Origin of the sequence: Candidatus Avelusimicrobium luingense (genome assembly GCF_902757105.1) — a bacterium.
In the GTDB taxonomy this organism is placed as follows: Bacteria; Elusimicrobiota; Elusimicrobia; order Elusimicrobiales; family Elusimicrobiaceae; genus Avelusimicrobium; species Avelusimicrobium luingense.
This window is the reverse complement of the sequence record NZ_CACVTK010000002.1, coordinates 1-22,607: the sequence shown is the minus strand read 5'-3', so window position 1 is coordinate 22,607 and position 22,607 is coordinate 1. Positions and strand designations below refer to the sequence as shown.

At 44.3% G+C, this 22,607-nt stretch carries 22 protein-coding genes; 9 read left to right on the top strand and 13 right to left on the bottom strand.

Annotated features, from left to right (window positions below; translation table 11 throughout):
- Positions 1 to 46: 46 nt before the first annotated feature.
- The 10 genes from ACQY3H_RS01525 to ACQY3H_RS01480 form a co-directional block, all read right to left on the bottom strand.
- On the bottom strand, positions 47 to 679 hold the full coding sequence (locus ACQY3H_RS01525; protein WP_428074147.1) for an OmpA family protein: 633 nt from the start codon (positions 677 to 679) through the stop codon (positions 47 to 49).
- Between the two features lie 418 nt (positions 680 to 1,097).
- On the bottom strand, positions 1,098 to 1,736 hold the full coding sequence (locus tag ACQY3H_RS01520; RefSeq protein ID WP_428074145.1) for an OmpA family protein: 639 nt from the start codon (positions 1,734 to 1,736) through the stop codon (positions 1,098 to 1,100).
- 42 nt (positions 1,737 to 1,778) lie between these two features.
- Positions 1,779 to 2,714, bottom strand: coding sequence for a 2-amino-4-hydroxy-6-hydroxymethyldihydropteridine diphosphokinase (folK, locus tag ACQY3H_RS01515; RefSeq protein ID WP_428074143.1), 936 nt, complete (start codon positions 2,712 to 2,714; stop codon positions 1,779 to 1,781).
- Positions 2,711 to 3,502 (bottom strand): dihydropteroate synthase, encoded by a 792-nt coding sequence (folP, locus tag ACQY3H_RS01510; protein WP_428074141.1) that lies wholly within the window; start codon positions 3,500 to 3,502, stop codon positions 2,711 to 2,713. Before folP ends, folK begins: the two co-directional genes overlap by 4 nt.
- A gap of 1 nt (position 3,503) precedes the next feature.
- Positions 3,504 to 4,430 (bottom strand): hypothetical protein, encoded by a 927-nt coding sequence (locus tag ACQY3H_RS01505; protein WP_428074139.1) that lies wholly within the window; start codon positions 4,428 to 4,430, stop codon positions 3,504 to 3,506.
- Between the two features lie 9 nt (positions 4,431 to 4,439).
- On the bottom strand, positions 4,440 to 4,973 hold the full coding sequence (gene folE, locus ACQY3H_RS01500; RefSeq protein ID WP_428074811.1) for a GTP cyclohydrolase I FolE: 534 nt from the start codon (positions 4,971 to 4,973) through the stop codon (positions 4,440 to 4,442).
- An 11-nt stretch (positions 4,974 to 4,984) separates the two neighbouring features.
- Positions 4,985 to 5,578: a 7-carboxy-7-deazaguanine synthase QueE gene (locus ACQY3H_RS01495; RefSeq protein WP_428074137.1), complete on the bottom strand. Its 594-nt coding sequence runs from the start codon at positions 5,576 to 5,578 to the stop codon at positions 4,985 to 4,987.
- A complete protein-coding gene (locus ACQY3H_RS01490; RefSeq protein ID WP_428074135.1) occupies positions 5,553 to 5,897 on the bottom strand; it encodes a 6-pyruvoyl trahydropterin synthase family protein in 345 nt (114 codons plus the stop codon). The genes ACQY3H_RS01495 and ACQY3H_RS01490 overlap by 26 nt, the downstream gene beginning before the upstream one ends.
- The gene (locus ACQY3H_RS01485; protein ID WP_428074133.1) at positions 5,888 to 6,637 is read right to left on the bottom strand and encodes a DUF1189 family protein; all 750 of its coding nucleotides are present in this window, start codon (positions 6,635 to 6,637) and stop codon (positions 5,888 to 5,890) included. Before ACQY3H_RS01485 ends, ACQY3H_RS01490 begins: the two co-directional genes overlap by 10 nt.
- Positions 6,638 to 6,666: 29 nt before the next feature.
- Positions 6,667 to 7,233, bottom strand: coding sequence for a hypothetical protein (locus tag ACQY3H_RS01480; protein ID WP_428074132.1), 567 nt, complete (start codon positions 7,231 to 7,233; stop codon positions 6,667 to 6,669).
- Positions 7,234 to 7,404: 171 nt separating this feature from the next.
- On the opposite strand from ACQY3H_RS01480, the gene ACQY3H_RS01475 reads away from it, so the two are divergent.
- Both ACQY3H_RS01475 and ACQY3H_RS01470 read left to right on the top strand, forming a co-directional pair.
- Complete coding sequence (locus tag ACQY3H_RS01475) at positions 7,405 to 12,108, top strand: PAS domain S-box protein (protein WP_428074130.1); 4,704 nt, start codon at positions 7,405 to 7,407, stop codon at positions 12,106 to 12,108.
- A gap of 93 nt (positions 12,109 to 12,201) precedes the next feature.
- Positions 12,202 to 13,002, top strand: a complete 801-nt coding sequence (locus ACQY3H_RS01470) for a hypothetical protein (protein WP_428074128.1) — start codon at positions 12,202 to 12,204, stop codon at positions 13,000 to 13,002.
- A gap of 47 nt (positions 13,003 to 13,049) precedes the next feature.
- On the opposite strand, the gene ACQY3H_RS01465 is transcribed toward ACQY3H_RS01470, so the two are convergent.
- Entirely contained in the window at positions 13,050 to 13,766 is a 717-nt protein-coding gene (locus ACQY3H_RS01465; RefSeq protein WP_428074126.1) for an ankyrin repeat domain-containing protein, read from the bottom strand.
- A gap of 75 nt (positions 13,767 to 13,841) precedes the next feature.
- Between ACQY3H_RS01465 and ACQY3H_RS01460 the strand changes: the two genes are divergently transcribed.
- Complete coding sequence (locus ACQY3H_RS01460; RefSeq protein WP_428074124.1) at positions 13,842 to 14,489, top strand: hypothetical protein; 648 nt, start codon at positions 13,842 to 13,844, stop codon at positions 14,487 to 14,489.
- A 67-nt stretch (positions 14,490 to 14,556) separates the two neighbouring features.
- Here the strand turns inward: ACQY3H_RS01460 and nifJ are convergent, their stop codons facing one another.
- The gene (gene nifJ / locus ACQY3H_RS01455) at positions 14,557 to 18,129 is read right to left on the bottom strand and encodes a pyruvate:ferredoxin (flavodoxin) oxidoreductase (protein WP_428074122.1); all 3,573 of its coding nucleotides are present in this window, start codon (positions 18,127 to 18,129) and stop codon (positions 14,557 to 14,559) included.
- 213 nt (positions 18,130 to 18,342) lie between these two features.
- On the opposite strand from nifJ, the gene ACQY3H_RS01450 reads away from it, so the two are divergent.
- Together ACQY3H_RS01450 and ACQY3H_RS01445 are read left to right on the top strand one after the other, a co-directional pair.
- Positions 18,343 to 18,846, top strand: a complete 504-nt coding sequence (locus ACQY3H_RS01450) for a type IV pilin protein (protein ID WP_428074120.1) — start codon at positions 18,343 to 18,345, stop codon at positions 18,844 to 18,846.
- Between the two features lie 43 nt (positions 18,847 to 18,889).
- Positions 18,890 to 20,089, top strand: coding sequence for a glycosyltransferase family 9 protein (locus tag ACQY3H_RS01445; RefSeq protein ID WP_428074118.1), 1,200 nt, complete (start codon positions 18,890 to 18,892; stop codon positions 20,087 to 20,089).
- A gap of 45 nt (positions 20,090 to 20,134) precedes the next feature.
- Here the strand turns inward: ACQY3H_RS01445 and ACQY3H_RS01440 are convergent, their stop codons facing one another.
- Complete coding sequence (locus ACQY3H_RS01440; protein WP_428074116.1) at positions 20,135 to 20,551, bottom strand: FKBP-type peptidyl-prolyl cis-trans isomerase; 417 nt, start codon at positions 20,549 to 20,551, stop codon at positions 20,135 to 20,137.
- A gap of 164 nt (positions 20,552 to 20,715) precedes the next feature.
- Between ACQY3H_RS01440 and ACQY3H_RS01435 the strand changes: the two genes are divergently transcribed.
- The 4 genes from ACQY3H_RS01435 to ACQY3H_RS01420 all read left to right on the top strand — a co-directional run.
- Positions 20,716 to 21,204, top strand: a complete 489-nt coding sequence (locus ACQY3H_RS01435; protein WP_428074114.1) for a type IV pilin protein — start codon at positions 20,716 to 20,718, stop codon at positions 21,202 to 21,204.
- 9 nt (positions 21,205 to 21,213) lie between these two features.
- A complete protein-coding gene (locus ACQY3H_RS01430; RefSeq protein WP_428074112.1) occupies positions 21,214 to 21,747 on the top strand; it encodes a type IV pilin protein in 534 nt (177 codons plus the stop codon).
- A 10-nt stretch (positions 21,748 to 21,757) separates the two neighbouring features.
- Entirely contained in the window at positions 21,758 to 22,258 is a 501-nt protein-coding gene (locus tag ACQY3H_RS01425) for a type IV pilin protein (RefSeq protein WP_428074110.1), read from the top strand.
- Positions 22,259 to 22,460: 202 nt separating this feature from the next.
- A partial coding sequence (locus ACQY3H_RS01420) for a prepilin-type N-terminal cleavage/methylation domain-containing protein (RefSeq protein ID WP_428074809.1) occupies positions 22,461 to 22,607 on the top strand: 147 nt, incomplete at its 3' end.

Here is a 22,607-nt window from a genome sequence, read left to right as displayed (position 1 = left end):
AGCCGGAGTGTTTTCTAACACTCCGGCAAAATAGTTTTATTAAAAACTATTGTAAGTCTTTTTCGTTGGCGGTAATGGCCAAGACTACGCGGCGGTTAGCGGCGCGGCCTTCGGCGGTATCGTTAGACGCTACCGGGTTGGAAGCACCAAAACCGACGTATTTAATGCTCAACGTTTTCAAACCGCTGCCGAGCAAGTAATCATATACGGCTTTAGCACGGGCGGTGGACAATTTTTGGTTGATAGCATCACCACCGGTGGAATCGGTGTAACCTTGTACCACGATGCGGTTTTTCGGATATTTTTTAAGTACGCGGTTTAAATCGGAAAGCGTTTGCAAAGAATCTGCAGAAAGTTCCGAACTTCCGGTAGAGAACAAAATATCGTTTTTCAAATAAACTTGAATTCCGTTGGGGCCTTTAACCACATCGGCGATAGCGGCGAGTTCTTTGGCTTGTTTATCGTAGTAGTTGCCAAGCAAACCACCGGCGGCAGCACCGGAAAGAGCACCGATAATGGCACCCGTTTCACTTTTGCCACCCGTGTTGTGCGAGATGACGGCTCCGGCTACGGCGCCTACCGCGGCACCACCGGCGGCACCCCAAGCGGTACGTTTACCGGGGGTAGTACAAGCGGCGAGCATAGAAACTGCCGCAACAAACAGAACTAGTTTTTTCATGTGTTCAGTAATCTCCTTTTTAAAATAAGGTATCTATATTGTACTTTTTTCTGTGGGTTATGGATAGAATTTTTTTGTTTCATTTTTGTGACAAAAAAAGAGCCCCCGTTTTTTGGGGGACTCTTCAAAACAAATTGTCAGTAACTCGCTTATTTGTTCGTTACTTCCAATTCTAGTTTGTTGTTTAACAAAACTTCCCTACGGGAAATTTTGAAACCGCCACTTATAAGCAAAAAAGAGCCCCCATAGGGGACTCTTTAAAACAGATTGTCAGTAACTCACTTATTTGTTCGTTACTTCCAATTCTAGTTTGTTGTTTAACAAAACTTCCCTACGGGAAATTTTGAAACCGCCGCTTATAAGCAAAAAAGAGCCCCCCGTTTGGGGGACTCTTTAAAACAGATTGTCAGTAACTCACTTATTTGTTCGTTACTTCCAATTCTACGCGGCGGTTTTGAGCACGACCGGCTTTCGTTTTGTTCGTGGCAACCGGGCGAGCAGCACCGTATCCGATGAAAGATACATTTTCCGCAGCAACACCGTTGTTGATGAGTTCGTCGGCAACGGCTTTGGCGCGGCGTTGAGACAAGTCAACGTTGTAATCCGGATCACCGAGAGAATCGGAGTGACCTGCTACACGTACATGAGCATTCGGATATTTTTTGAGTACGTTAGCGGTTTTGCGGATTTGACTGAGAGAATCATCTTGAATAACATCGCTGTTGTGGCCGAAGTTAATCGGTTCTTTGAAAGATAATACAGCGCTGTTATCGGCTTTTTTGGCTACGTGAGCGACTTCGGCTAACGCGGCATCATCGGCTACTTTGGCTACCGGTTTCGGAGCAGGGGCCGGTTTCGGGGCCGGGGCCGGTTTGGCTACCGGTTTAAAGCAACCTTCTTGTTTGCATTTTTTGCAATGGCATCCTTTCGGATGGTGGTGCTTTTGGCAAGCAACCGTATTGCAGGTGTTAGAGCGATACGGCGTGGTGGTGCACTTCGTGCAGTGGCAGGCTCCTAAAAACAAGGCGACTGCCAAAATAGTCAATACTTTCTTCATTGATTTCTCCTTGTATAAAATATACGGCTTGACTTTTATATTCTACAATATCTTGCAAGTTGGTGTACCCTTTTTTTTCATAAGTTCGCGATATAGACGATAAATGGGTTTTTTTAGTTGCGGATGCTCCCATTCCGGCACTATATAAGAAAGCGGTTTTAATACAAATTCCCGTTCGGCTAAACGCGGATGCGGAATAAAAAGCGGAAATTCATCATCATCTTCAAAGAGTACTTTGTCCCCATATAATAAGATGTCTAAATCAATGACACGCGGCCCGTTAGGAAATGTTTTGGTGCGCCCGAGTTGCGTTTCTAACGCTTTTAATTTTTTTAGTAAGGCCAACGGAGCAAAGGTAGTTTCCAGCAAGACAACCGCATTGATGAAGTCCGGTTGGTCGGCAAATCCTTCCGGCTCGGAAACAATATAAGGGGATATTTGTTTCACTTCCCCTACTTGCGACAGCGCGGCAATGGCTTGATCCACATGCTCTTTAGCAGGAGCAATATTGCTGCCTATACCGATAAGCACTTGCGTGGGTTCTACGGTGTCTTCCGGCGTGGGCAAGGCTAAATCAATAGTGGGTATCGGTTCATACGGGGCCAACGTGGGCTCGTCATTGTTTTGAAATGAATTTTCTTCATAGTCTACCCAACGATCGGGGGCTTCGGCTACGCGCACACGGACCAGTTGCGGAAATTTGGCATGCACCGCATCAAAGATCCAAATGGCCAGGTGTTCCGTCGTCGGATAAGGAAAAAGTGCATTCAAATCGGCGTGGTTTAAGTAATCGTTGATATGCGTTTGTAAAAATTGTTGCACTTCACGAAAATCAATCAAGAACCCTTCATCATTAAGCGGTCCGTAAAATGTAACTTGATATGAAAATTGATGTGCGTGCGATGGCTCATTTAAAATGCCATCGTGGCTATGGCGTGCGGTAAAGTTGCCGCATTGGGTTAAGTGAACTTTTTTCATTTTATGTTCTCCCATTCGTTATAAAACGTAATCAGTTGACGTGTTTCTTTAACATCATGCACGCGTAATATATCTGCCCCTTGCTCCAGCGCAATAAAATGCGCCGCGAGTGTTTGCGGCAAGCGGTCTTGTGGTGAGTCTTCCGGTTGGCTTAAAAAACTTTTACGCGAAAGCGCCACTAACAACCGTACTCCTAAATTCTTAAAAAATTTTAAGTGTTTTAGCAAGTCATAATTTTGTGCGCGTGTTTTGGCAAAGCCAAAACCTACATCAATAATCAGTTGTTCTTTAACCAACCCGGCCGCCTGTGCCTGCGAAATTTTTTCGGCTAAAAAATCTTTTACTTCGCCGAGCAAATCTTTATAATCGGTTTGCGTTTGCATGGTTTGCGGCGTGCCGCGCGTGTGCATTAAAACAAGTTGCGCGTCGTACTTTTTTACAAGTGAAAATAATTCGCTTGTCGGGTTGCCGCTGACATCGTTGATAATGGTAGCACCGTTTGCAAGCCCTTTTGCGGCCACAGATTCGTGGCGCGTATCTAATGAAAGCGGAAGTCCTTTATAGTGCGCGCGCAACGCGTTTAATAAAGGTATCACGCGGGCAAGTTCTTCCTGTTCGTTAATGGGGGTGGCATTGGGGCGGGTGGACTCTCCGCCGATATCTAACGCATCTGCGCCCGCTTGCACAAACGCTTGCGCGCGCGTGATTAGCGTATCCGGCGTGTTTTGCGGATTTCCGTCGTAAAATGAGTCCGGCGTAGCGTTAATAATTCCCCAGATTTGCGGCATATTATTGTATGAGTGTTTTTTCTTGCAAGCCCTCTAAATTGCACTCTTCCCACAAGGTTTGCGGGGGAATGTGGTCTGCTGTAATATAGTGCGGTTTCCCTAACATTTTTTTAAGGGCTTTGGAAATTTCTATAAAATGTCCGGCGCCCATTTCGCTAAATACCACTTGATACTCGTTAAGTGCGGCGGCTATGTTTTCCAACATAAACACACTACGATATACACGGTCTTGTGCATGGATTTGGTAGAAAGGTGTTTGCTTGACCCATTTTTGGGGAAATCGGTTCATTAAATCTTGGTACAACTGCACAAAATCGGTAGTGTTAAAGTCCTTATTATAATGTTGTTGAAAATAGGCAAGTAAGCGCTCTTCGGTAAATAATTCGCCCCATGCAGGATTATGAATCGTGCGTTTGTAATCTTTGATTTCTTGGGCAGCATTGGTTGATTTCCCTTCTTGGGTAGCCAGCGCATAAGCACTGCGAAGTATCCAAAGCATTTGGAAATCTTCGTATGAAAACCCCTGTTGCTGCACATGTTTCCATTGATGTTCCAAATCGGCATCGTTACGTACAAGCGGAATATGATGCTGGGCACTCAAAGCGGCTGTATAACCGTCTTCCATCATCGAACAATTACCTAACGGTTGGCCCGGTTCCCGTTCAATCAATGCTATTTGCGGGTAATACATATCAAACGCATATTGTACGGCCGGGATAGACTTTGGCCCGTGAGAGGCGGCTAACAACACAAGTGTTTTCCCGTCTTTTTGATAAACGGCTAATACGGGGGGCGGCAGTTTGGTATAAAAATTTTCTTTTTGTTTTTGAGTAGGACTAAAAACCAAAGAAGTATCCGCGGTAAAAGTTTGCGCGAACGCGCTGCCGCATACTAAACCAAGAAATAGGGCCAATAGCGTTTTTTTCATGCGCAACTCCTATTTAATCATTTCTAAAAACTCACTGCGTACTTCTAATTTGTTAAATGCTCCGCGAATCGCACTCGTTACCATAACAGCGTTGTGCTTTTCAATGCCGCGCGAACTGATACACATGTGCTTGGCTTTGCATACGACCATTACGCCGTGCGGGTGTAAAGTTTCCATTAAACTATCGGCAATTTGTGCAACGAGTTTTTCCTGAATTTGCAGCCGCCGTGCAAACACTTCCACCAACCGGGCTAATTTGGAAATCCCGAGTACGCGTCCGTTGGGCAAATACCCAATGCTGATTGTTCCGAAGAAGGGTTGTAAGTGGTGTTCGCACGTGGAGTAAAACTCAATATCTTTGAGTACCACCATTTCTTCGCAAGAGCCTTCCACGAAGGTTTTTAACACATCTTGCGGTTTTTGTTGGTAGCCGCCGAATAATTTTTTCCAACTTTTTACAATGCGTTTGGGGGTTTCTTGCAATCCTTCCCGTGCGGGATCATCGCCGATATAGGCGAGCATTTCACGTAAATTTTGCAACATTTTTTCTTCGCTTACTTTATGTGGATAAGTTTGTGCAGTTGCACGCTTAGTCGAGCGGACGGATGTTCTTTTACCAGTTTTACGCATAGATTGATGTTCTCCTCTTTATTGCTTTCGGGTTGTAAATAAACGGTTGTTTTTTCGTTTTCGTAATTATAGTATTTTTGCAAATCTTCTAAGTCGGTTTGTTCATTAACGACGAGTTTGATTACATCGGCTTTTTTAAGCATGTTTTCGCTGACGTATTTTTTGGGCGAAACGCATACAAAATCGGCGCGGCTGATATCACAATCGTGCGCGCCGTTTGTTTCAATATGTACTATATGCCCCGCCGATTTTAATAATGCAATTAACGCGGGTAAATCTTGCTCGGCCGGTTCCCCGCCGGTAATTATCACCGTCTTACACGGGAATTTCGCTAATTCTACGAGCACTTGTAAATTGTTCATTTCTTGCCCGGCGGAAAAAGCATACTTGGTATCGCACCATGCGCACCCCATACTGCACCCCGCCAAACGCAAAAATACCGCCGGCATACCGCTATGGCGGCCTTCACCTTGGATAGAATAAAAAATTTCGTTAACCTTCCACGATGGCTGCGGCATTGTCGCTCTCCCAGATTTCAACGGTTTTTAAGGTTAAATTTTGTTTCTTAAGTTCCGCGCTGATTGTGTCAAATAAAAATTGCGCTAAATTTTCAGCCGTCGGGTTCGGCACGATATCGTTTAGAAATTGGTGGTCGGGCAAAAAGCCGTCCAGTAGTTTTTTAACGACCTTAAAATCGCACACCATGCCGTCTTCTTTTACAGGCCCTTCCAATACAAAAACGGCTTTCCATGTATGACCGTGTAAATCGTGACAAGGGCCTTGATAATTCGGTAAACGGTGGGCCGCACTAAAGGAACGAATCAGTTTTATGCGCATTTGTTATTCTCCGGGATAAGATTAAAAATCTGCTGAACATAAATAATACATAAAAATACTTGTGCCCACATAAAAAGCGGAATATCATACCACAACCGTGCGTACCATAATATGGCCAGCGGCCCTTGTAAAAATACTGCCCAACGCAAGGTAATATGCCGCGGTAAAAGACGGCGCGTCCAAAGAGAGAAAAACGTAATAACAGATAGCGCGAGAAAAAAATCAAACAGCATAACAAACGGAATTAAAAAACAAGCCGCCATTAAGATGGTAGCCGTAAGGCTGGCCACCAAAAAATCAGTGTGCGTGTTTAAAAATTCTTGCGTGGTTGTGACTGTCAATGTAGGGGGGAGTGTCCGTTGTTGCGCGTGGCCGGAACCGGGCATATATACGGTGTTTGATGACACCAGTGCCAATATATTTTCTCGTATCAATTCCTCGCTGCTGGGGGGCGTTTGGCGCGTTGCATCAAAAGCAATTTTGAAATCGCTCCCCGGCAACGGAACAAAAACGGTGTTTTTCGGTGCGGTTAATACTCCTTTTTCAAAAGTTACTTCCGGAAAATTCTTCAAAAAAGCAGATAGATTCTTTTTTACAAGGCCATTGGCAAATCCATAAAATACAAGTACGGATAACAGCCACAAATAGACCACAAAACCTACTACTTGCCACCGCGTAGTCAAAATAAGCCGGTGGTAAAAATGAAATGAAAACAGCGTCTTTAGATGAATCCACACCATATAGGTATTATATCAATTTAGAAAGGCGCCTATTTGGCGGCTTGTTGATGTTTGTCTTGACAGGTTACTTCCGCCCCGACAAAAAACGTTTGGTTCTTTTTGAACACGCAAGAGAGTTTTTTAGAGACAGGGTTGTCCGGCGAAGTGGACGGTTGGGCTATAAAACAGGCAATACGCGTGCAGGAGTAAGTTTTACCGCACTCGGGAAACGAAGAAGATGGAAAATTGGCAATAAACCATGAAAAATCTAAATTATATTTTAAGGCAACTAAAAAATTATCACACGTTAAATCCGACATCGGACAAAGCGGTTCCGCCGAAACCGGCTCGGTGGTAATGGTTTGGTCTAATAAAGTGTAGCGTTCTTTATCAATGGGATCCCCTTGAAGTTGCACAATATCAAAACACGAATAGCCGGGGGCTTGTTGTTTGGTGCAGGTAAAAGGAGTAAAAATATCATTCCCCGGGCAAGTATCGGCTACGGTGGGGATTTCCGTTGATAAATATTGGGCATTTTGGCGCACCGTAACGGGTTTATAAGGTGCGGCCGCTGTAAATACGGCTAAAGAGGCTAATAGGATAAAATACTTTTTCATTTTTTTATGCTAGCAAATTTTACGTAGGTGCGGTATAACTCTTACGTAACAAAATAGGGTTAGTCCCATTTAATAAGAATTATGCGCGCGTACGGAAGTTAGGTTGCGTGTAGGGCTGAATTTATGTAATATATAAGCGTAATCGTATCTCACTATCCCGGGAGAAAAAATATGCCCAAAAATATCTTTTCGTTTTTTTCAAAACAAAAACCTTCAACCGCAGTATTAAAAACCGTTAATGCCGATATGCTTTCGTTTGTGGAACAATTACCTACGGCCGTATTGTTAGTGGAAGAAAACGGCAAAATCGGGCAAACAAATACGGCAGCCGCCAATTTATTGGGGTGGAATGCGGCGCAGTTACCGGGTAAAACGGTTGAAGAAGTATTGGGCATATCTGCAGATGAATTTTCCCGGTGGTACACCCAAAGCAGCAAGAATTTATTGCGTCTGAAAACTCCGGACGGGAAAATGGTTGTTTTGCAAGCCGAAGCCAAAAAAATGGGCGAAACATCTTTAATTGTTGTTACATTAAACGCAATGCCGGAATTGGAAGATTTGCAATCTCAAAAAACCAAATTGCAAGAGATTTTAGACGGTTTATCCGGGGCATTAACCGTACAGGATGAACAAGGGAAATGTGTTTTTTGGAGTGAATCTGCCGAAAAACTGTTTGGTTTACAGGCGAAAGATGCGCAAGGGAAAGTTATTTATCAACTGCTTCCTAAAACCTTGTCGGCCTTTGTGTATGGGCTCGATGAAGAACTTAAAGCCGGAAAAACCCGCCAAGAACCCGCCAATTTTACGTTGCCCGCCAAAGAAGACGGAAAAGAGATTTGTTTAGCCATTACCAAATCGTGGGTAGGATCGTCTTTGCGCTTGTTAGTAACGCGGTATGAAGATGTTACCGACCGGTTGGCGCATCAGCAAGATTTGGAACGAAGTCAAAAACTATTACAGGCTATTTTGGAAAATATTCCGCTGGGTCTCTACACGCGCGACTGCGATAAAAAAGTTACATTCATTAACAAACAAGGCTTATCTATCTTAAATGAAACACCGGATTCGTTGGAAGAAAAACACGATTGCCAAACCCAAGAAGAATCGGATAGTTACAATGATCGTGAACGGCAGATTTTACGTGAAGGAAAAACCTATGAATATCCGGGAGAGGTGTATGTAGATTCTTCCGGTAAAGAACGTACGGTGCATATTATCAAAGTGCCGCTTTTTGATGCCGGCCCCAAACCGCTTGTTTTAACAATTATTGAAGATATTACCAAACGTCTTGCCCAAGAGCAGGAAATTCAACGGATCAACAGTTTCTTCTCGGCGGTGGTACAAAATGCCCCTATCGCTCTATATGCCCGCGCTTCAGACGGCCATATGTTGCTGCGTAATAAACAATGTACCGAATTATTCGGACAAATTGAAGATAGCGATTTTGATGACAGAGGCGGCCTTGCCCATGAAACCGACGAACAGGTAACCAATTACATCAACCGCGAACGCGAAATTTTGAAGCAGGGGAAAACGGTGGATATTCCCGAAGAAGAATATATTACTCCCAGCGGAGAAAAGAAATTATTGCATATCGTTAAAGCCCCGGTTAAAGAAGGAAATTGTGTGATTACCTTGGTGGAAGATATTTCTGTGAAAAAAGCACAAGAACGTGCCTTGGTAGAATCTAAAAACTTCTTACAAACCGTTATTAACCAGTTGCCGGTATCTTTATCGGTTAAAAATTACGAAGGTGAATATATTTTATGGAACAAGAAAAGTGAAGAACTTTTCGGCGTTTCGGCTCAAGAAGTTATCGGAAAAAGTGCTTACCGCGCTGACCTGAACAAAGAGCAGTTGGAATTTGTGCGGGAAACCGATTTGCGCGTATTTGAAAGCAAGAAAGAACAAAATATTCCGCAAGAATTGGTGTCGTCGGCCAACGAAGGTATTAAAATTATGCATACCGTTAAAACACCGGTGTTTAATGAAGACGGTACGCCCCATTGTCTGTTGGTCGTTTCGGAAGATATTACCGCTAAAACAAAAATGGAAAAGCAAATCCGTGAAGCCAACGATAAAAACACCTTACTCGTGGAAAATGCCCGCGAAGGAGTTGTGTTAATAGAAGACGGAAAGATTTTGTATGCTAACCAGGCTTTCTGCACCATGTTAGGTTTTGACGGATTAGACGAACTGAAAGGCCAAAAAATATTAGATTTTTCTACCGAAAACCACCGCGTATTCTTAAAAGAAAAATACGAGGCGGTACGGACCGGTTCCGATGACGGCAGTACCTCTTTGGAGGCTCATTTCGTCCGTAAAGACGGCCAAAAATTAGAGGCTAAATTTACCGCTATGCTCGCTAAATATTTGGGTCGGCGTGTGGTGTTGGGCTTCTTGAATGATATTACTGCGGAAAATAAATTAGTACGAGCCTTAAAACAGGAACGTAATAATTTCCGCCAAGCCTTTGAAAAAAGCATATTCCCGGCATTTATCTTGTCTTCCAAAGGTTATATTTCCCGGATGAATTCCGCGGCCCGTCAATTGTTCGGGTTTACGGACGACGACAAAAAGTTCTATTGTAACGTCTATATCCGTCCGGGGATTCCCTTGGCCGCCCGTAAGGCCATGAAAGAAGGTATGGCGGTGCGGACAGATTATGTGTTTGATTTTGATAAAGCCGCCCGTCAATTTCCGGAGCATATCCATAAAACCGGGCAGATGAATTTATGGGTGTCTTTTGAGCCGATTGCCAAACGGGATGCAAAAGATGGTTCTGTGGAGGCCGAGTATTTAGTGTGTATAGAGCAGCGGCAGGCGTCTAAAGCCCCTGCTGCCCCTGCCGAATCAACTGAAGCGGAAGAAGTTCCTCCTTCGTTACCGCCGCTTCCGCCGTTTTTAACTCCGCAACATCAGGGAAAAACTGAAAATCGGTTGGTGCTCCCTAACAGCGAACCGTATGCGTTATGTAATGACGATTTTATTATTACGGAATGTAACCAGTTGTTCTGTTCCTTATGCCAACTGCACATGGATGAACTGAAAGGCAGTGATATCCGCCGTTTATTCCACCCGGATGATGAACCCCTTATTGAGCAAGATTTCAAGTTGTTGCGCAAAGAAGGGAAACTGTCTAACCGGGAATATACGATTTTGTTAGGCAGCAGTTTGGAGACTTGCAAAGTGCGGCTGATGGCGGTGCGGGAAGAAAGCGGCCAATTGCTTTTTGTCTTGCACAGTTTGGCGTTCCACTTGCAAATTATGAAGATTTTAGAGGAACGTTCCGCCCAATTAAGTGCTTTGCGCAGTGCAACGGATGGTGCTGTTTTGCGGGTAGATTTTAATAACCGCAAATTGGGCGCCATAGAACAACTCAATAATTGGCTGGCACGTCAAACCCAATATTCCCATAAAGAACTGTCGCAGATGAAATTTGCAGATTTGTTCTTTGACCCGTCGCAAGAAGATGAATCGGCCTCTTTTGAATTAAGCAAAGTACAGACCCAACTGGCCCGCCGCGGGCAAGCCGAATTCCGTTTGCCGCTACGGCGAAAAGATGGCAGTTCGTTTGTAGCGCAAGTAGTGTTGAGTTTAATTGATATACCTAAACGTAATGAAGCGTTAGTGGTGATTAGCAATTTAACCGCCCAACAACAAAAATGGGGGGAAGAATCGCACGAAGCGCAAGAATTAACCAGTTTGCGTCAAACTTTACCCGGGTTATACTTGCGCGTGGATGCAGAAGGGAAAGTCATGGAGACCTCTTCTAATTTGCCGGATATAAATAATGCGCAAGCCCAAACCATTTTCTTGTCTAAAACTCCGATGGAATTTTGGCCGGAAGAGGCGGCTTCCCGTGCGCTGTTCTCTATTAAAGAGGCTTTATCTGTGCATGTAAGCACCCATTTTGAATTTGAATGGGAACGCCAAGGAAATACGCGCTATTACGAGGTGGATGTTTCACCGTTAGCATCCGGCAAGGAAGCCATTTTATGGGTGAAAGATGCTTCGGAAAAACAAGTATATGACCGCCAATTGCATGCCTTGTATCTGTTATCGCAAAAAACAGATTTGAGTTTAACCGAACAAGTAGAGCAAATTTTAGCGTTAGGCAATCAAATTTTCCAAACCGATACGGGCTTGGTATTACGTTTTGAGTCTCGTAAAGACCATACCGCGAGCGTGGTGCTTTACGCATCTAAAAATGCCAAGAGTATTGAGCGCGGTATGGAATTTGCCGTGGAAGAATGTTTGCAGGATGTGACTGATGGCGCTGTGGTGTTACAGCCCGATTTGGATGGGTTAAACTGTTCTCGTTGTATCCATCAATCCAAGAAATTCGGTGCCTTATTAGCCGCGCCTTTGGTGGTCAATGGACAAGTGGAAGGGGCTTTATGTTTCGCTTCGTCAGATTCGCGCCGTTGTTTCCAACCGGGTGCGGAAGAATTTTTAGGTTTAATGGCTCGTTTATTGAGTTTGCGTATAGAATTGCATCAAGTTGATAAATCGTTTGCTATTGTCGGGGAAACTTTTGCCCGTACATTAGATGCGTTGCAGACTCCGGCCTTGCGGGTCAGTGAAGATTTTTACATCTCTTATGTCAACGGTCCTTTGGCTGAGTGGTTGCAACAAGAACCTAAAAAATTTATCGGACGTGAATTTTTTACCGAACTGATTCGCGATGAAGAAAGTTCCAGACGAATGGTCCGGCAGAAATTAGAGGCTGCGGGGAATAATCCTTGTCAGGTAACTTTAGAAATATTGTTGCCCAGCGGAATTTATCAATCGGTAGAATGGGAAGTAATTCCTGCCAGGAATACAGAAGGCCAAATAGAAGGTTATACGTTTCTTGTGCGCGGTGGCAAATAAAGCCTAATTTGCTATTGAAATTTTGTGTAACGTATGTTACACTTATAATATAAGTTGTTGTATTTTTTTCTGTTTTTAGGAAAGGAGTGTATTATGAAAAAGATAATGGGAATTATCGGCTTGATGCTTGTGGGCATTTTATGTTATGCAGAAGAGATTAATTTTGCTACAGTATTATCTTCTCCTGTAGGTACGTTTACAACCTTGGAAACGGCCAACCCTAATGAAATAGCACAAAGCGGACGCGTAAATTTTTGTAACAGTAAGGCCTCCGGCGGTACTATTTTGTTGGCCGGTTCGAAGGCTCCTTCTTTAGGGAACGTCGTACTCGATAACGAGGCTAAACTTGCCAGTGCTTCTATTGCGGAATTGCTGGTTAGTTCAGTCTCTCTGCGCAAAGAAGGAAAAATGGTAGGGAAAGCAATTTTTGCCAATGTGGCCACCAACAATACCAACAGAGGTTCCGGTGCTTATAGTTTGCCTGGGCTTCCGCTTTCGATTACGCAGAATAAATTAAAGGCTACGGAAATGTACGTTGGCGGTACGATGGATTTGGAAGGGCTCAAAACTACCAAGTTATATTTGGGCGATTGTGAAGCGGCTTCTCCGGCCAATTGCAGTTATTTGACTACGTCTTCCGGAAGTTCTCAAAAATCAATCTGGACGAACGAATATCAAAATGATTATACCAAAAAGAGTGACGGAACCTGGATAGGGGAAGCGCCTGCGGATGGTAGTAATTATCAAAGACAATTCTTGCTCCGTCAAGGTGCCCGGCGCATTATTAACCCGAATTTAGGCGGGTATCAGGACTGGGTGAGATTAGATCCCGAAGGGGCAGAGCATTTGGACAAAGAATTTTCTCAACATGCTGACGTCGGGTTGAAGCCGTAGTATTTATTTGATATAAGGAAATCCCCGGATTAGCATCCGGGGATTTTTTATTTTTGTTTGGGTAATTTCTTTTTAAGAAGCGTTAAAATTTGTTTGCCATCGGCCGTCTTTTCTTTTTGAAAATACTGTGAAATATTTTCATATAATTCCGGGGTAACGGTAGCATTATTGTCTAACAGAATTTTAACAATAGGCAATTTCTTCATAAGAGCAGCAAAGTACAACGGGGGAAAACTATTTTCGCCGGCTAGATCAGGATCTGCTCCGCGTTTTAGCATATAAGTCACCAATTGGGCGCGTTCTTCTTCCGTAGGATACGGTTGCGTAACAGCCATCAGTAGTGCGGTGGCCCCTAAATTTGTTTGTATATTCAAATCGGCTTTACGGAAAACGAATAACTTGGCGGCTTCTGTGTTTCCATCGCGCGCAGCAATGAATAAAGGAGTCCAGCCATCGGGCGTTTGTGCATTGATGTCAAAGCCATGGTTTAATAAAAAGTTGATTACATCTTCATTTCCGCTTGAAGCGGCCGCGTGTAATGCATTAAATGAAACGGCAGAATATTCGCGTTCATCGTCGTGGAAATAAAACATAAAATCAAGCGGGGCACCGTCATCCACATCATCTTTTACACTTTCCAAATCACCATAATAGGCATCGGTAACTAGATTTTCGCCACGCTCTTGTATAAGGGCGGTATGATAACTAATCCCTAATGCACTGACTCCGATTAAAATACATAAGATAATAAATTTTTTAAGCATAGAGTTATTGTAGCAAATTGCTTACGATGCCGGCGTGTGAACAGAGGGTTTTTCATAAAGTAGTATAATACTTCTATGAAAAACTTACTGCAACATATAGATCCTTACCATCAAAGCCCATTATATTTTAAGTGGGGGTTTTGGAGTATTTTATTTGTAGGCGGCGCGTGTTATTGGGGGATAACCCATTGGGAAAGTCCTTTTATTAAAACCGCGCTGGACAATATCTTTGTATATTTCCCTAATTATCTTATCCATGAGATGATTGGGCACAATTTAGTGGGCAATTTGGGTTGGCGTATTTGCTATTCTTCTTGCCCTGCCTTTGGCGAGTGGTGGGCCGCTGCTATGGGTAACGGTATGGAAACATTAGTTCCGCTGTTGCTCTTACTGGCCTGTTTGCGTATAGCGGGGGGACGGTTTTTTCTACCGGGGCTTTGGTATTGGTTGGCAAGCACTTTTTACGGTGCCGGAATTTACGCCGCCGATGCGCGGGCGTGTGCTTTGAAGTTGAGCTCCTCGGATATGATGACGAATTATGCTCCGGGAGAAGTGAAAGGAGATTGGCACTATATTTTACAACCGTTGGGATTACTGAATTATGATATTGTGATTGGTCGCACGCTTATTTATATAGGTATTATTTGTTTAGTGCTTGCGGTGTATAGTTTGTATTATTATTGGACGCACAACGAACAATATTTTAACAACAGCGGTTTTTAATTAAAATTTTTATTCGTAAAAACCCCCTAGCCGATTTCGGCTAGGGGGTTTTGGTTAGCCAGCAAACTTATTTTTCAAGTTTTTCAGCAGGCGTGATAGCCGCGAGTTGTTTATACAAATCGCGTCTCCACGCATATTCGGACTCGGCTTGTTTAATGAGTTTCTTCGCCAGTTCCGGATTATCGCGCATAAGCCCTTTGAAGCGGTTTTCGCCACTCATATAGTCAGCCAACGGCAACGTCGGCGCGCCGAGCGGGCTGTCTACATGCAAGGGGTTCTTGCCTTCGTAGCGGGCTTCGGGGTTGAAGCGGTAGAGGATCCAGCGGCCGGCTTGTACGGCACGTTTGGCTTCGCCCATACCTTTGGACATATCAATCCCGTGAGCAATACAGTGAGAGTACGCAATGACCAAGGCCGGACCGTCGTAAGCATCGGCTTCGGCAATCGCTTGGATGGCTTGGTTCATGTTGGCTCCCATCGCGATTTGCGCGACGTAGATGTTACCGTAGGTCATGGCAATCATACCGAGGTCCTTCTTCGGCATCGTTTTACCGCCAGCGGCGAATAAGGCTTTAGCACCTAACGGGGTGGCTTTGGACATTTGACCGCCGGTGTTGGAATAGACTTCCGTATCCAGCACCAAGATTTTGATGTTCTTGCCGCTGGCGAGTACGTGGTCTAAACCGCCGTAGCCGATATCGTAGGCCCAACCGTCACCGCCCAAGATCCACACCGATTTGCGGATTAGGTAGTCGGTCAAACTTAACAGACGTTTGCAGGTTTCGCAACCTTTTTTCGCGCCGCCTTCTAAAATACCTTTGAGTTCGGCCACACGTTTGCGTTGTTCTTCTACGCCCGCGTCGGTCGTTTGATCGGCGTTCAAAATGGCGTCAATCAAAGCGGTGTGGGCTTTGAAGTTTTCGTCTTGTTTGGCTTGTTCCAAGAGTGCTTTGGCATCATGGTTAAGTTGGTCAAACGCTAAGCGCATACCGAGACCAAATTCGGCGTTGTCTTCAAATAAGGAGTTGGCCCAAGCCGGTCCTTTGCCGTCTTCGCGTTGGCAATACGGAGTGGTGGGCAAGTTGCCGCCGTAAATGGACGAGCAGCCCGTCGCGTTGGCAACGGCCAAGCGATCCCCAAACAATTGCGTTAAGAGTTTTACATACGGGGTTTCACCGCAGCCCGCGCACGCGCCGGAGAACTCAAACAAGGGTTTTCTCATTTGAGAACCTTTGACAGATTCTTTCTTCGTTTTTACATCGGCTTGTTTCAAGCCCAAGAAGAAAGCGTAGTTGTCAATTTCGTTTTCGCGCACGGAAAGTTGGTGCACCATGTTAATGGCTTTCTTTTCCGGATTTTCTTTGTTTTTCGCCGGGCAGTTAAATACACACGCGCCGCAGCCGGTGCAGTCTTCCACCGCTACTTGTACGGTGAATTTTTTACCGGCCAAATCGGCTTTGCCGTCGGCAGATTTGAAAGTTTTCGGTGCATTTTTGAGCGCATCAGCGTCGTATGCTTTAATACGGATAGCCGCATGCGGGCAGACCATAGAGCAGAAACCGCATTGAATGCAGGTGTCCGGATCCCATGCCGGAACCATAATCGCAATGTTGCGTTTTTCGTATTGGGTGGTACCGGTCGGATATACACCGCCTTCGGGCATAGCCGAGGTCGGCAAGTTGTCGCCGCGTCCGGCAATCATTTCGCCCAAAACGTCTTTAACAAACGCCGGGGCATCGGCCGGAACGGGGGCTTTGGTGTGAAGTTTGGAAGAAACTTTAGACGGATATTTTACTTCATGCAGACCGGCTAAAGCCGCATCTACGGCTTTGTAGTTCTTCTGTACGACTTCTTCACCTTTTTTAGAATAGGTTTTTTCAATAGCGTGTTTAATATCCGCAATGGCTTTTTCCGAAGGAATTACACCCGCAATACCGAAGAACGCCGTTTGCATAATCGTGTTGGTGCGGCTGCCCATACCGGTTTTGAGTGCAATTTCGGAAGCATCAATCACATAGACTTTGAGTTGGCGGTCAATAATGATTTGTTGTACTTCCGCGGTTAAGTGGTTCCACACTTCTTCGGCCGAGTACGGCGCATTGATTAAGACCGTGGCGCCTTTTTTGGCTTTGCCGAGTACGTCGTATTTATCCAAGAAGTCAAACATATGTACGCCGATAAAATCAGCGGCTTGGATGAGATACGGAGCGCGGATATAGTTTTTACCGAAGCGGATGTGGGAAGTCGTCATAGAGCCCGATTTTTTAGAGTCATAGACGAAGTACCCTTGCGCAAAGAAACCGTTGGCGGAAATGATTTTCATCGTGTTTTTATTCGCACCGACGGTACCGTCAGAACCTAAACCGTAGAACAAAGCGGCGAAAATATCATTGCCGGCTTTGCTTTCCAATTTGGTAGTGGGGAGCGATTTGTGGGTCAAATCGTCGTTAATACCGACTACAAAATCTTTAATCGGGTTTTTAGCGGCTAAATTGTCAAATACGGCTTTGATGTCGCTGGGGGTAAAGTCTTTGGAACCGATACCGTAGCGGCCGCCGATAATTAAAGGAGTCGTGGCGAATTTGGCTTTGGCTTCTTCGGTTAAGAAGGCCGCGCAGACATCTTGGAAGAGCGGCTCGCCCAACGAACCGGGTTCTTTGGTGCGGTCCATAACGGCTACTTTCTTAATGGTGTTGGGAATGACACGGATGAAGTCGGCAATGGAGAACGGGCGGAATAATTTAACTTTAAGTACGCCCACTTTTTCGCCTTTCATCACTTCTACCGCATTTTGGGCTACGTCAGCGCCGGAACCCATAATAACGATTAAGCGTTCGGCATCTTTATCGCCGAAGTATTGGAATAAATCGTAATTGCGGCCCGTCATTTTGGCGAGTTTCGCCATTTCTTCTTTCACAATACCGGGTACGGCATTATAGAATTTGTTAACGGCTTCGCGTTCTTGGAAATAGACGTCCGGGTTGGCAGCCGTACCGCGTACGGTCGGGTGTTCCGGGTTCAAACCGCGGGATTTGTGGGCGGCTACGAGGTCATCGTTAATCATTTCTTTCATTTGTTCTTTGGTCAAGGGTTCCACCATGTTAAGTTCGTGGCTGGTGCGGAAACCATCAAAGAAGTGTACAAACGGTACGCGGGCACGCAAGGTGGACGCTTGGGCGACTAGGGCCATATCCATGGCTTCTTGCGGATTGTCCGAGCACAACATGGCCCAGCCGGTTTGGCGGACAGCCATTACGTCGGAATGATCACCGAAAATAGACAAAGCGGTGGTAGCAATCGCGCGGGCCGAAACGTGGAAAACCGTCGGGGTTAATTCGCCGGCGATTTTATACATGTTCGGAATCATCAAAAGTAAACCTTGCGAAGCGGTAAAGGTGGTGGTAAGCGCACCGGCTACTAGCGAGCCGTGTACGGCGCCGGAAGCACCGCCTTCGGATTGCAATTCGCTCACCGAGGGAACGTTGCCCCAAATGTTCGTTTCGCCTTTGGCGCTTTTAGCGTCACAGATTTCACCCATCGTGGAAGACGGGGTAATCGGGTAAATCGCGATTACTTCGTTGGTAGCATGGGCGACGTGGGATACTGCTCCGTTACCGTCCATAGCAACTAATTTAGCCATACTAGAAAGTCTCCTTGTTTGAATTAAAAACGGTTTTGTGTTCGGCATATAACGTAAGGCCAAACGAAACCTTATTTCTATTATAGAATTTTGCAAGAGCCCGCGCAAATTAAATTGCAAGTTAATATAGGATATTAGCCAATATCAAAAAGGGGGCAGTTTTTTTCCTGTTTTTTTGTTATACTATAAATAGATTTATTAAGGAGAATAACTATGAACAAAAAAGGTTTCACCATGATTGAGTTGTTGATTGTAGTGTTGATTGTCGGTATTTTATCGGCGGTAGCGTTACCTAATTACCGCAAATCTATTGAAAAGGCCAAAACCGTAGAGGCTAGCGTAACCAGCAAAGCTTTATTGGAAGCTGCAATTATGTACGCTACGGAACACCGCTTTGAAGGATGCCCGGTTGCCTTTGAAGATTTGGATATTAAAATATCTCCCGAGGGTAAATATTGGGATTTTAAATTGGAATATATTGGCGACCCGACGGACCGCAACTGCATAATACCGGTCATTAATAAAGAAACGGGTGCAGTACTAAGCCGCGGCTATATAGGTAAAGCCGGAAAAACCGGTGTGCCCGGTAATTTGTCGGTTGGGCAAACCTATTGGACTTGTCATGATGATAATGGGGATAATTGTAACTTATGGGACTTTTGCAAGGCTATCAACAGTGAAGTTACCGATGACGGCATAATGAAATATTGTAGATAATAAGGCTTTTTATCCCCGCGTTTAACGCGGGGATTTTTTATATATGAATAACTTTTTGTATCGTAAAATTTGTTCCCGCCGTTTGCCTTGCGTGTGTTACGAAATGGGCCGGTGGTTATATCATCAATTAACCGGTTTCTTGCCTGAGAAAACGGCCCCGTGGTACCGGTTTGACAATAAACCGTTTCAGACGGATAAAATAGCGCCGTCCGATCCGTCATTTTACCGCATTTCCCGTCCGCTTTACCGCCATGAACATGTGCATTATAACTTTGACAATGCCTTGCAAACGGGTGCGGTCAAGGGATTTGCGTTTATTTTCTTTATGGGGATCGGCGACTACTTATATACTACGCCGGTGTGGGGGGAACTTAAAAAGAAGTATCCCAACGTGCCGTTTTATGCGTATGTCGGGGCGCAGTTTGATAGGAATAATTCGCCGATTGTCGGTAAATTACTGGCCGAAAACCCCAACTTTGAAAAAGTATTTTATTTTAACGGTACGCGCCATCCGCTTATTTGGAAAAATTACGATTACGAGGACGCTTTCAAAAATATCCCCGACGGATTTTTAGCCGTTCCCGTTTATTACGATTACAGTAAAAAAGTAACGCATCGGGTGGTGAGTTTGTTTGACACGTTTGATTTGCCGCTTCCTGCTGAAGCGCCGGCGCCTGTGATGTATTTCCCGAAAGAACCGGCTGAAGTCGTAACGCAAACGTTGCAAACCGTACGCGCTAAAATGAACGGCAAAAAAGGATTGGTATTTTTGCAGTTAGATTCGCGCGGGTCTAATTATGTGTATCCGCACATGAAAAAACTGGCGCAAGGGCTGATGGAACAAGGGTATGTGGTGTTAAGTGTAACCAAAGGCGGCCCGACGGAAAATGCCGATTATATGGAAATTGATATTAAAAAATTTACCATTAACCAAACGTGGCATTTGTTGTCGTTACTGAAACAAGAATTTGCACTCTATGTGATTGCGGTGAATTCCGTTTTTTGGGCGGCCAGTGCCGGGCTTGATTTACCAAATTTAGGTTTGCAGCATTGGATAGATAAAAAGGTACACAATTTGTGGTATCCGAATATAGAAGTGGTTACAAATTATTTTTATCCGTTCTTGCCGCGTGAAAAACAACTGATGGCTCCGCCGGAAAGTTACACGCCGCATAACCGCAAAATTATTGATTATAAACCCGATTGGGTACTCAAATGGTTCTTGCAAAAATTCGGTAAATAAAAAACTCCCGCCAAACGGCGGGAGTTTTTGCAAATAAGATATGAACTAATTGATTTCTTTAATTTCTACGTCAAAGGTTAATTCTTTGCCGGCTAAAGGGTGATTGAAATCTAACACCACTTCCGTATCGGTAATTTCTTTAACGATGGCGCGGAATGTGTGCCCGGCATTGCTGGCACCTACCATGTCGCCTACTTTTAAGTTTTCAGCCCCGCCCACAGCGCTTTTCGGTACGCGACGGATGGCTTCGTCTAACACTTTGCCGTAACCTTCTTCGGGCGCGACTTTAACGGTTTTTTTATCGCCCACTTTCATTCCGGTCAGTTCTTTTTCAAGCCCGGGAATAATATGCCCGGCTCCGTGCGTATATTCAAGCGGGCCGCGCCCGGCGGAAGTATCGGCTACTTTACCGTCAACCGTCAGGGTGTAATCAAATTTTACTTTAGCACCTTCTTTAATCATAATTTTCTCCTTGGCCCGTATGCGGGACAATGCTATATTGTAACAGTTTTTGATTTTTTTAGGGAAAAAATTTATATAAAAGACAGATTCCCCCTTTTATTCCCGGGCTTTTTTAGTTATAATAAAAGTAATTCATCGTAATTTTAATCATTCAGGGAGTGTTTATGAAACGCAAAGGTTTTACATTGATTGAATTGTTAGCAGTCGTCCTTATTATGGGGGTGCTTACTGCTATGGCCGTGCCGCAATACCGGCGCAGTTTGGAGCGTTCGCGCGCGGCGGAGCCCAGCCAAATGTTGCCGGCTATTTTTGATGCGCGTGAGCGGTTAATTACCGAGCGGGATTTGGATTGGGAAGCCTTGCGTAACGACCCAGAATATCGCAAAAAAGAGGCTCCTTTTTCCCGGTTGGATATTGAAATTAGGGGGCAACTCAAAGATCCTTCCGAACCTACCCTTTGGATGACAAGTAACTTTTTTTATTTCTTATTTGATGATGATGACCCGAATTTGGTGTCGGCCGAGCCTATTACGCGTTATCCCGGTACAAAAATTTTTTTTGACGGCCGGTGTTTGATGTGTAAATATACCGGTTCTGATCCTAAAAATAACGGTTGTGAAATTTTTAATATAGACGATTGCGATTTGCGTTAGGAGAATACCATGAAAAATTTTCAAAAAGGTTTTACCTTATCAGAAATATTAGTCGTTTTGGTGATTATCGGTATTTTAACGGCCGTGGCTGTCCCGCAGTATAAGCGGGTGGTGGATAGTTCCCGTGCCACGGAAGCACAAGCCATGTTGCGCACTATTTATGACAGCAGTGAACGTCTGGCCGGTGAATATGGTTATCGTTCGTATGTTCAATTGCTGAATTATAAAGATAAAAAAACCCATTCTTTTGCTCGGTTGGATATGTTTGATGCCGATCGCTTACCGGCGCAATGTTTCATAGAAGATTTTGAAATATTAAATTGCCGGCGTTTTGCGTACAAAATTGCAACGAATGGATATGTGGCGGCTAAAAAATTGAAAAATCCTTACGCCGGTACTTATATTTTACTTGATCGCAATAGTTTGCAAATATCTTGTCAAGGCACAGCTGCGGCTTGCGATGTATATGGGTTGGATAGAAATACAACTTCTAATGTGAGTTTTTCTGCAAGCGGAGAAGATACTCCGCAGGTGGCGAATTAGGGGGAAAATTATGAATAGAGGTTTTACATTAGTAGAAATTTTGATTGCAGTACTTATCATGGGAATATTGGTAACAATGGCTGTTCCCATGTACGAAAAAACGATTGAAAAATCCCGCATTGCCGAAGTTCGTGCAAATTTGCGGCGTATTTACGATGCTAAAATGCGCTTGTTAGATGATATGGAAAAAACGAAATATGTCGCCAAGTTATTCGGTTTTGAAAATTTAGATTTTTCGTTTGATTGTTCGTTGGGAGAAGAAACAGATGGCCATATGATTGGTTGCAAAAGTAAAGATTTTGGTTATTCTCTATTGCCAAGCGGAACAGGTAACCAAAACAAAGTATGTGCCATGCGCCTTAGCGGAGATTATAAAGGTGTCAATTTCTTATTTGGGGAAAGATCCGGGGCGCCCGGTACCGTAGAATTGCTCTGTTATGATAATGGAAATGACGGAGCCTGTGACGTTTTTGGCATGGAATCGGTGGGTTCCGAAGCGTGGTGTAAATAGTTTGTTATAATTCTTATGTATCCCCGGGTTTTGCCCGGGGATATTTTTTGTCAGTATATACAAATTTTCTAATAAAATTTTACTTGACATTGTTTTTTCTTTTTTTGTTAAATTTTATTTGTTATCCTATATGAATAGATTGACACGAGCAAACTATTAGGGGCTCGTGGTTGTTTTTGTATTATAGTAGGAGGAGGCAAAAATGAAAAGTAAAAAGAAACGTGCTTTTACGCTGACAGAACTACTGGTAGTAGTAATTGTAATTGGGGTTTTGTCGGCGGTAGTTTTACCGAAGTTTAATAAAATTATAGAAACCCGCAAAACAACGGAAGCGGAAGAAATGATGGCA

What these genes read in the sequence shown, in the direction of transcription:
- ACQY3H_RS01495 (WP_428074137.1), bottom strand. Translation starts at nt 5,578, where the DNA reads ATGCCGCAGCCATCGTGGAAGGTTAACGAAATTTTTTATTCTATCCAA.
- ACQY3H_RS01460 (WP_428074124.1), top strand. Translation starts at nt 13,842, where the DNA reads ATGAAAAACTTACTGCAACATATAGATCCTTACCATCAAAGCCCATTA.
- ACQY3H_RS01520 (WP_428074145.1), bottom strand. Translation starts at nt 1,736, where the DNA reads ATGAAGAAAGTATTGACTATTTTGGCAGTCGCCTTGTTTTTAGGAGCC.
- ACQY3H_RS01475 (WP_428074130.1), top strand. Translation starts at nt 7,405, where the DNA reads ATGCCCAAAAATATCTTTTCGTTTTTTTCAAAACAAAAACCTTCAACC.
- ACQY3H_RS01525 (WP_428074147.1), bottom strand. Translation starts at nt 679, where the DNA reads ATGAAAAAACTAGTTCTGTTTGTTGCGGCAGTTTCTATGCTCGCCGCT.
- ACQY3H_RS01465 (WP_428074126.1), bottom strand. Translation starts at nt 13,766, where the DNA reads ATGCTTAAAAAATTTATTATCTTATGTATTTTAATCGGAGTCAGTGCA.
- ACQY3H_RS01440 (WP_428074116.1), bottom strand. Translation starts at nt 20,551, where the DNA reads ATGATTAAAGAAGGTGCTAAAGTAAAATTTGATTACACCCTGACGGTT.
- ACQY3H_RS01485 (WP_428074133.1), bottom strand. Translation starts at nt 6,637, where the DNA reads ATGGTGTGGATTCATCTAAAGACGCTGTTTTCATTTCATTTTTACCAC.
- ACQY3H_RS01470 (WP_428074128.1), top strand. Translation starts at nt 12,202, where the DNA reads ATGAAAAAGATAATGGGAATTATCGGCTTGATGCTTGTGGGCATTTTA.
- ACQY3H_RS01450 (WP_428074120.1), top strand. Translation starts at nt 18,343, where the DNA reads ATGAACAAAAAAGGTTTCACCATGATTGAGTTGTTGATTGTAGTGTTG.
- ACQY3H_RS01480 (WP_428074132.1), bottom strand. Translation starts at nt 7,233, where the DNA reads ATGAAAAAGTATTTTATCCTATTAGCCTCTTTAGCCGTATTTACAGCG.
- ACQY3H_RS01435 (WP_428074114.1), top strand. Translation starts at nt 20,716, where the DNA reads ATGAAACGCAAAGGTTTTACATTGATTGAATTGTTAGCAGTCGTCCTT.
- folP (WP_428074141.1), bottom strand. Translation starts at nt 3,502, where the DNA reads ATGCCGCAAATCTGGGGAATTATTAACGCTACGCCGGACTCATTTTAC.
- ACQY3H_RS01490 (WP_428074135.1), bottom strand. Translation starts at nt 5,897, where the DNA reads ATGCGCATAAAACTGATTCGTTCCTTTAGTGCGGCCCACCGTTTACCG.
- ACQY3H_RS01505 (WP_428074139.1), bottom strand. Translation starts at nt 4,430, where the DNA reads ATGAAAAAAACGCTATTGGCCCTATTTCTTGGTTTAGTATGCGGCAGC.
- nifJ (WP_428074122.1), bottom strand. Translation starts at nt 18,129, where the DNA reads ATGGCTAAATTAGTTGCTATGGACGGTAACGGAGCAGTATCCCACGTC.
- ACQY3H_RS01445 (WP_428074118.1), top strand. Translation starts at nt 18,890, where the DNA reads ATGAATAACTTTTTGTATCGTAAAATTTGTTCCCGCCGTTTGCCTTGC.
- ACQY3H_RS01430 (WP_428074112.1), top strand. Translation starts at nt 21,214, where the DNA reads ATGAAAAATTTTCAAAAAGGTTTTACCTTATCAGAAATATTAGTCGTT.
- folE (WP_428074811.1), bottom strand. Translation starts at nt 4,973, where the DNA reads ATGTTGCAAAATTTACGTGAAATGCTCGCCTATATCGGCGATGATCCC.
- ACQY3H_RS01425 (WP_428074110.1), top strand. Translation starts at nt 21,758, where the DNA reads ATGAATAGAGGTTTTACATTAGTAGAAATTTTGATTGCAGTACTTATC.
- folK (WP_428074143.1), bottom strand. Translation starts at nt 2,714, where the DNA reads ATGAAAAAAGTTCACTTAACCCAATGCGGCAACTTTACCGCACGCCAT.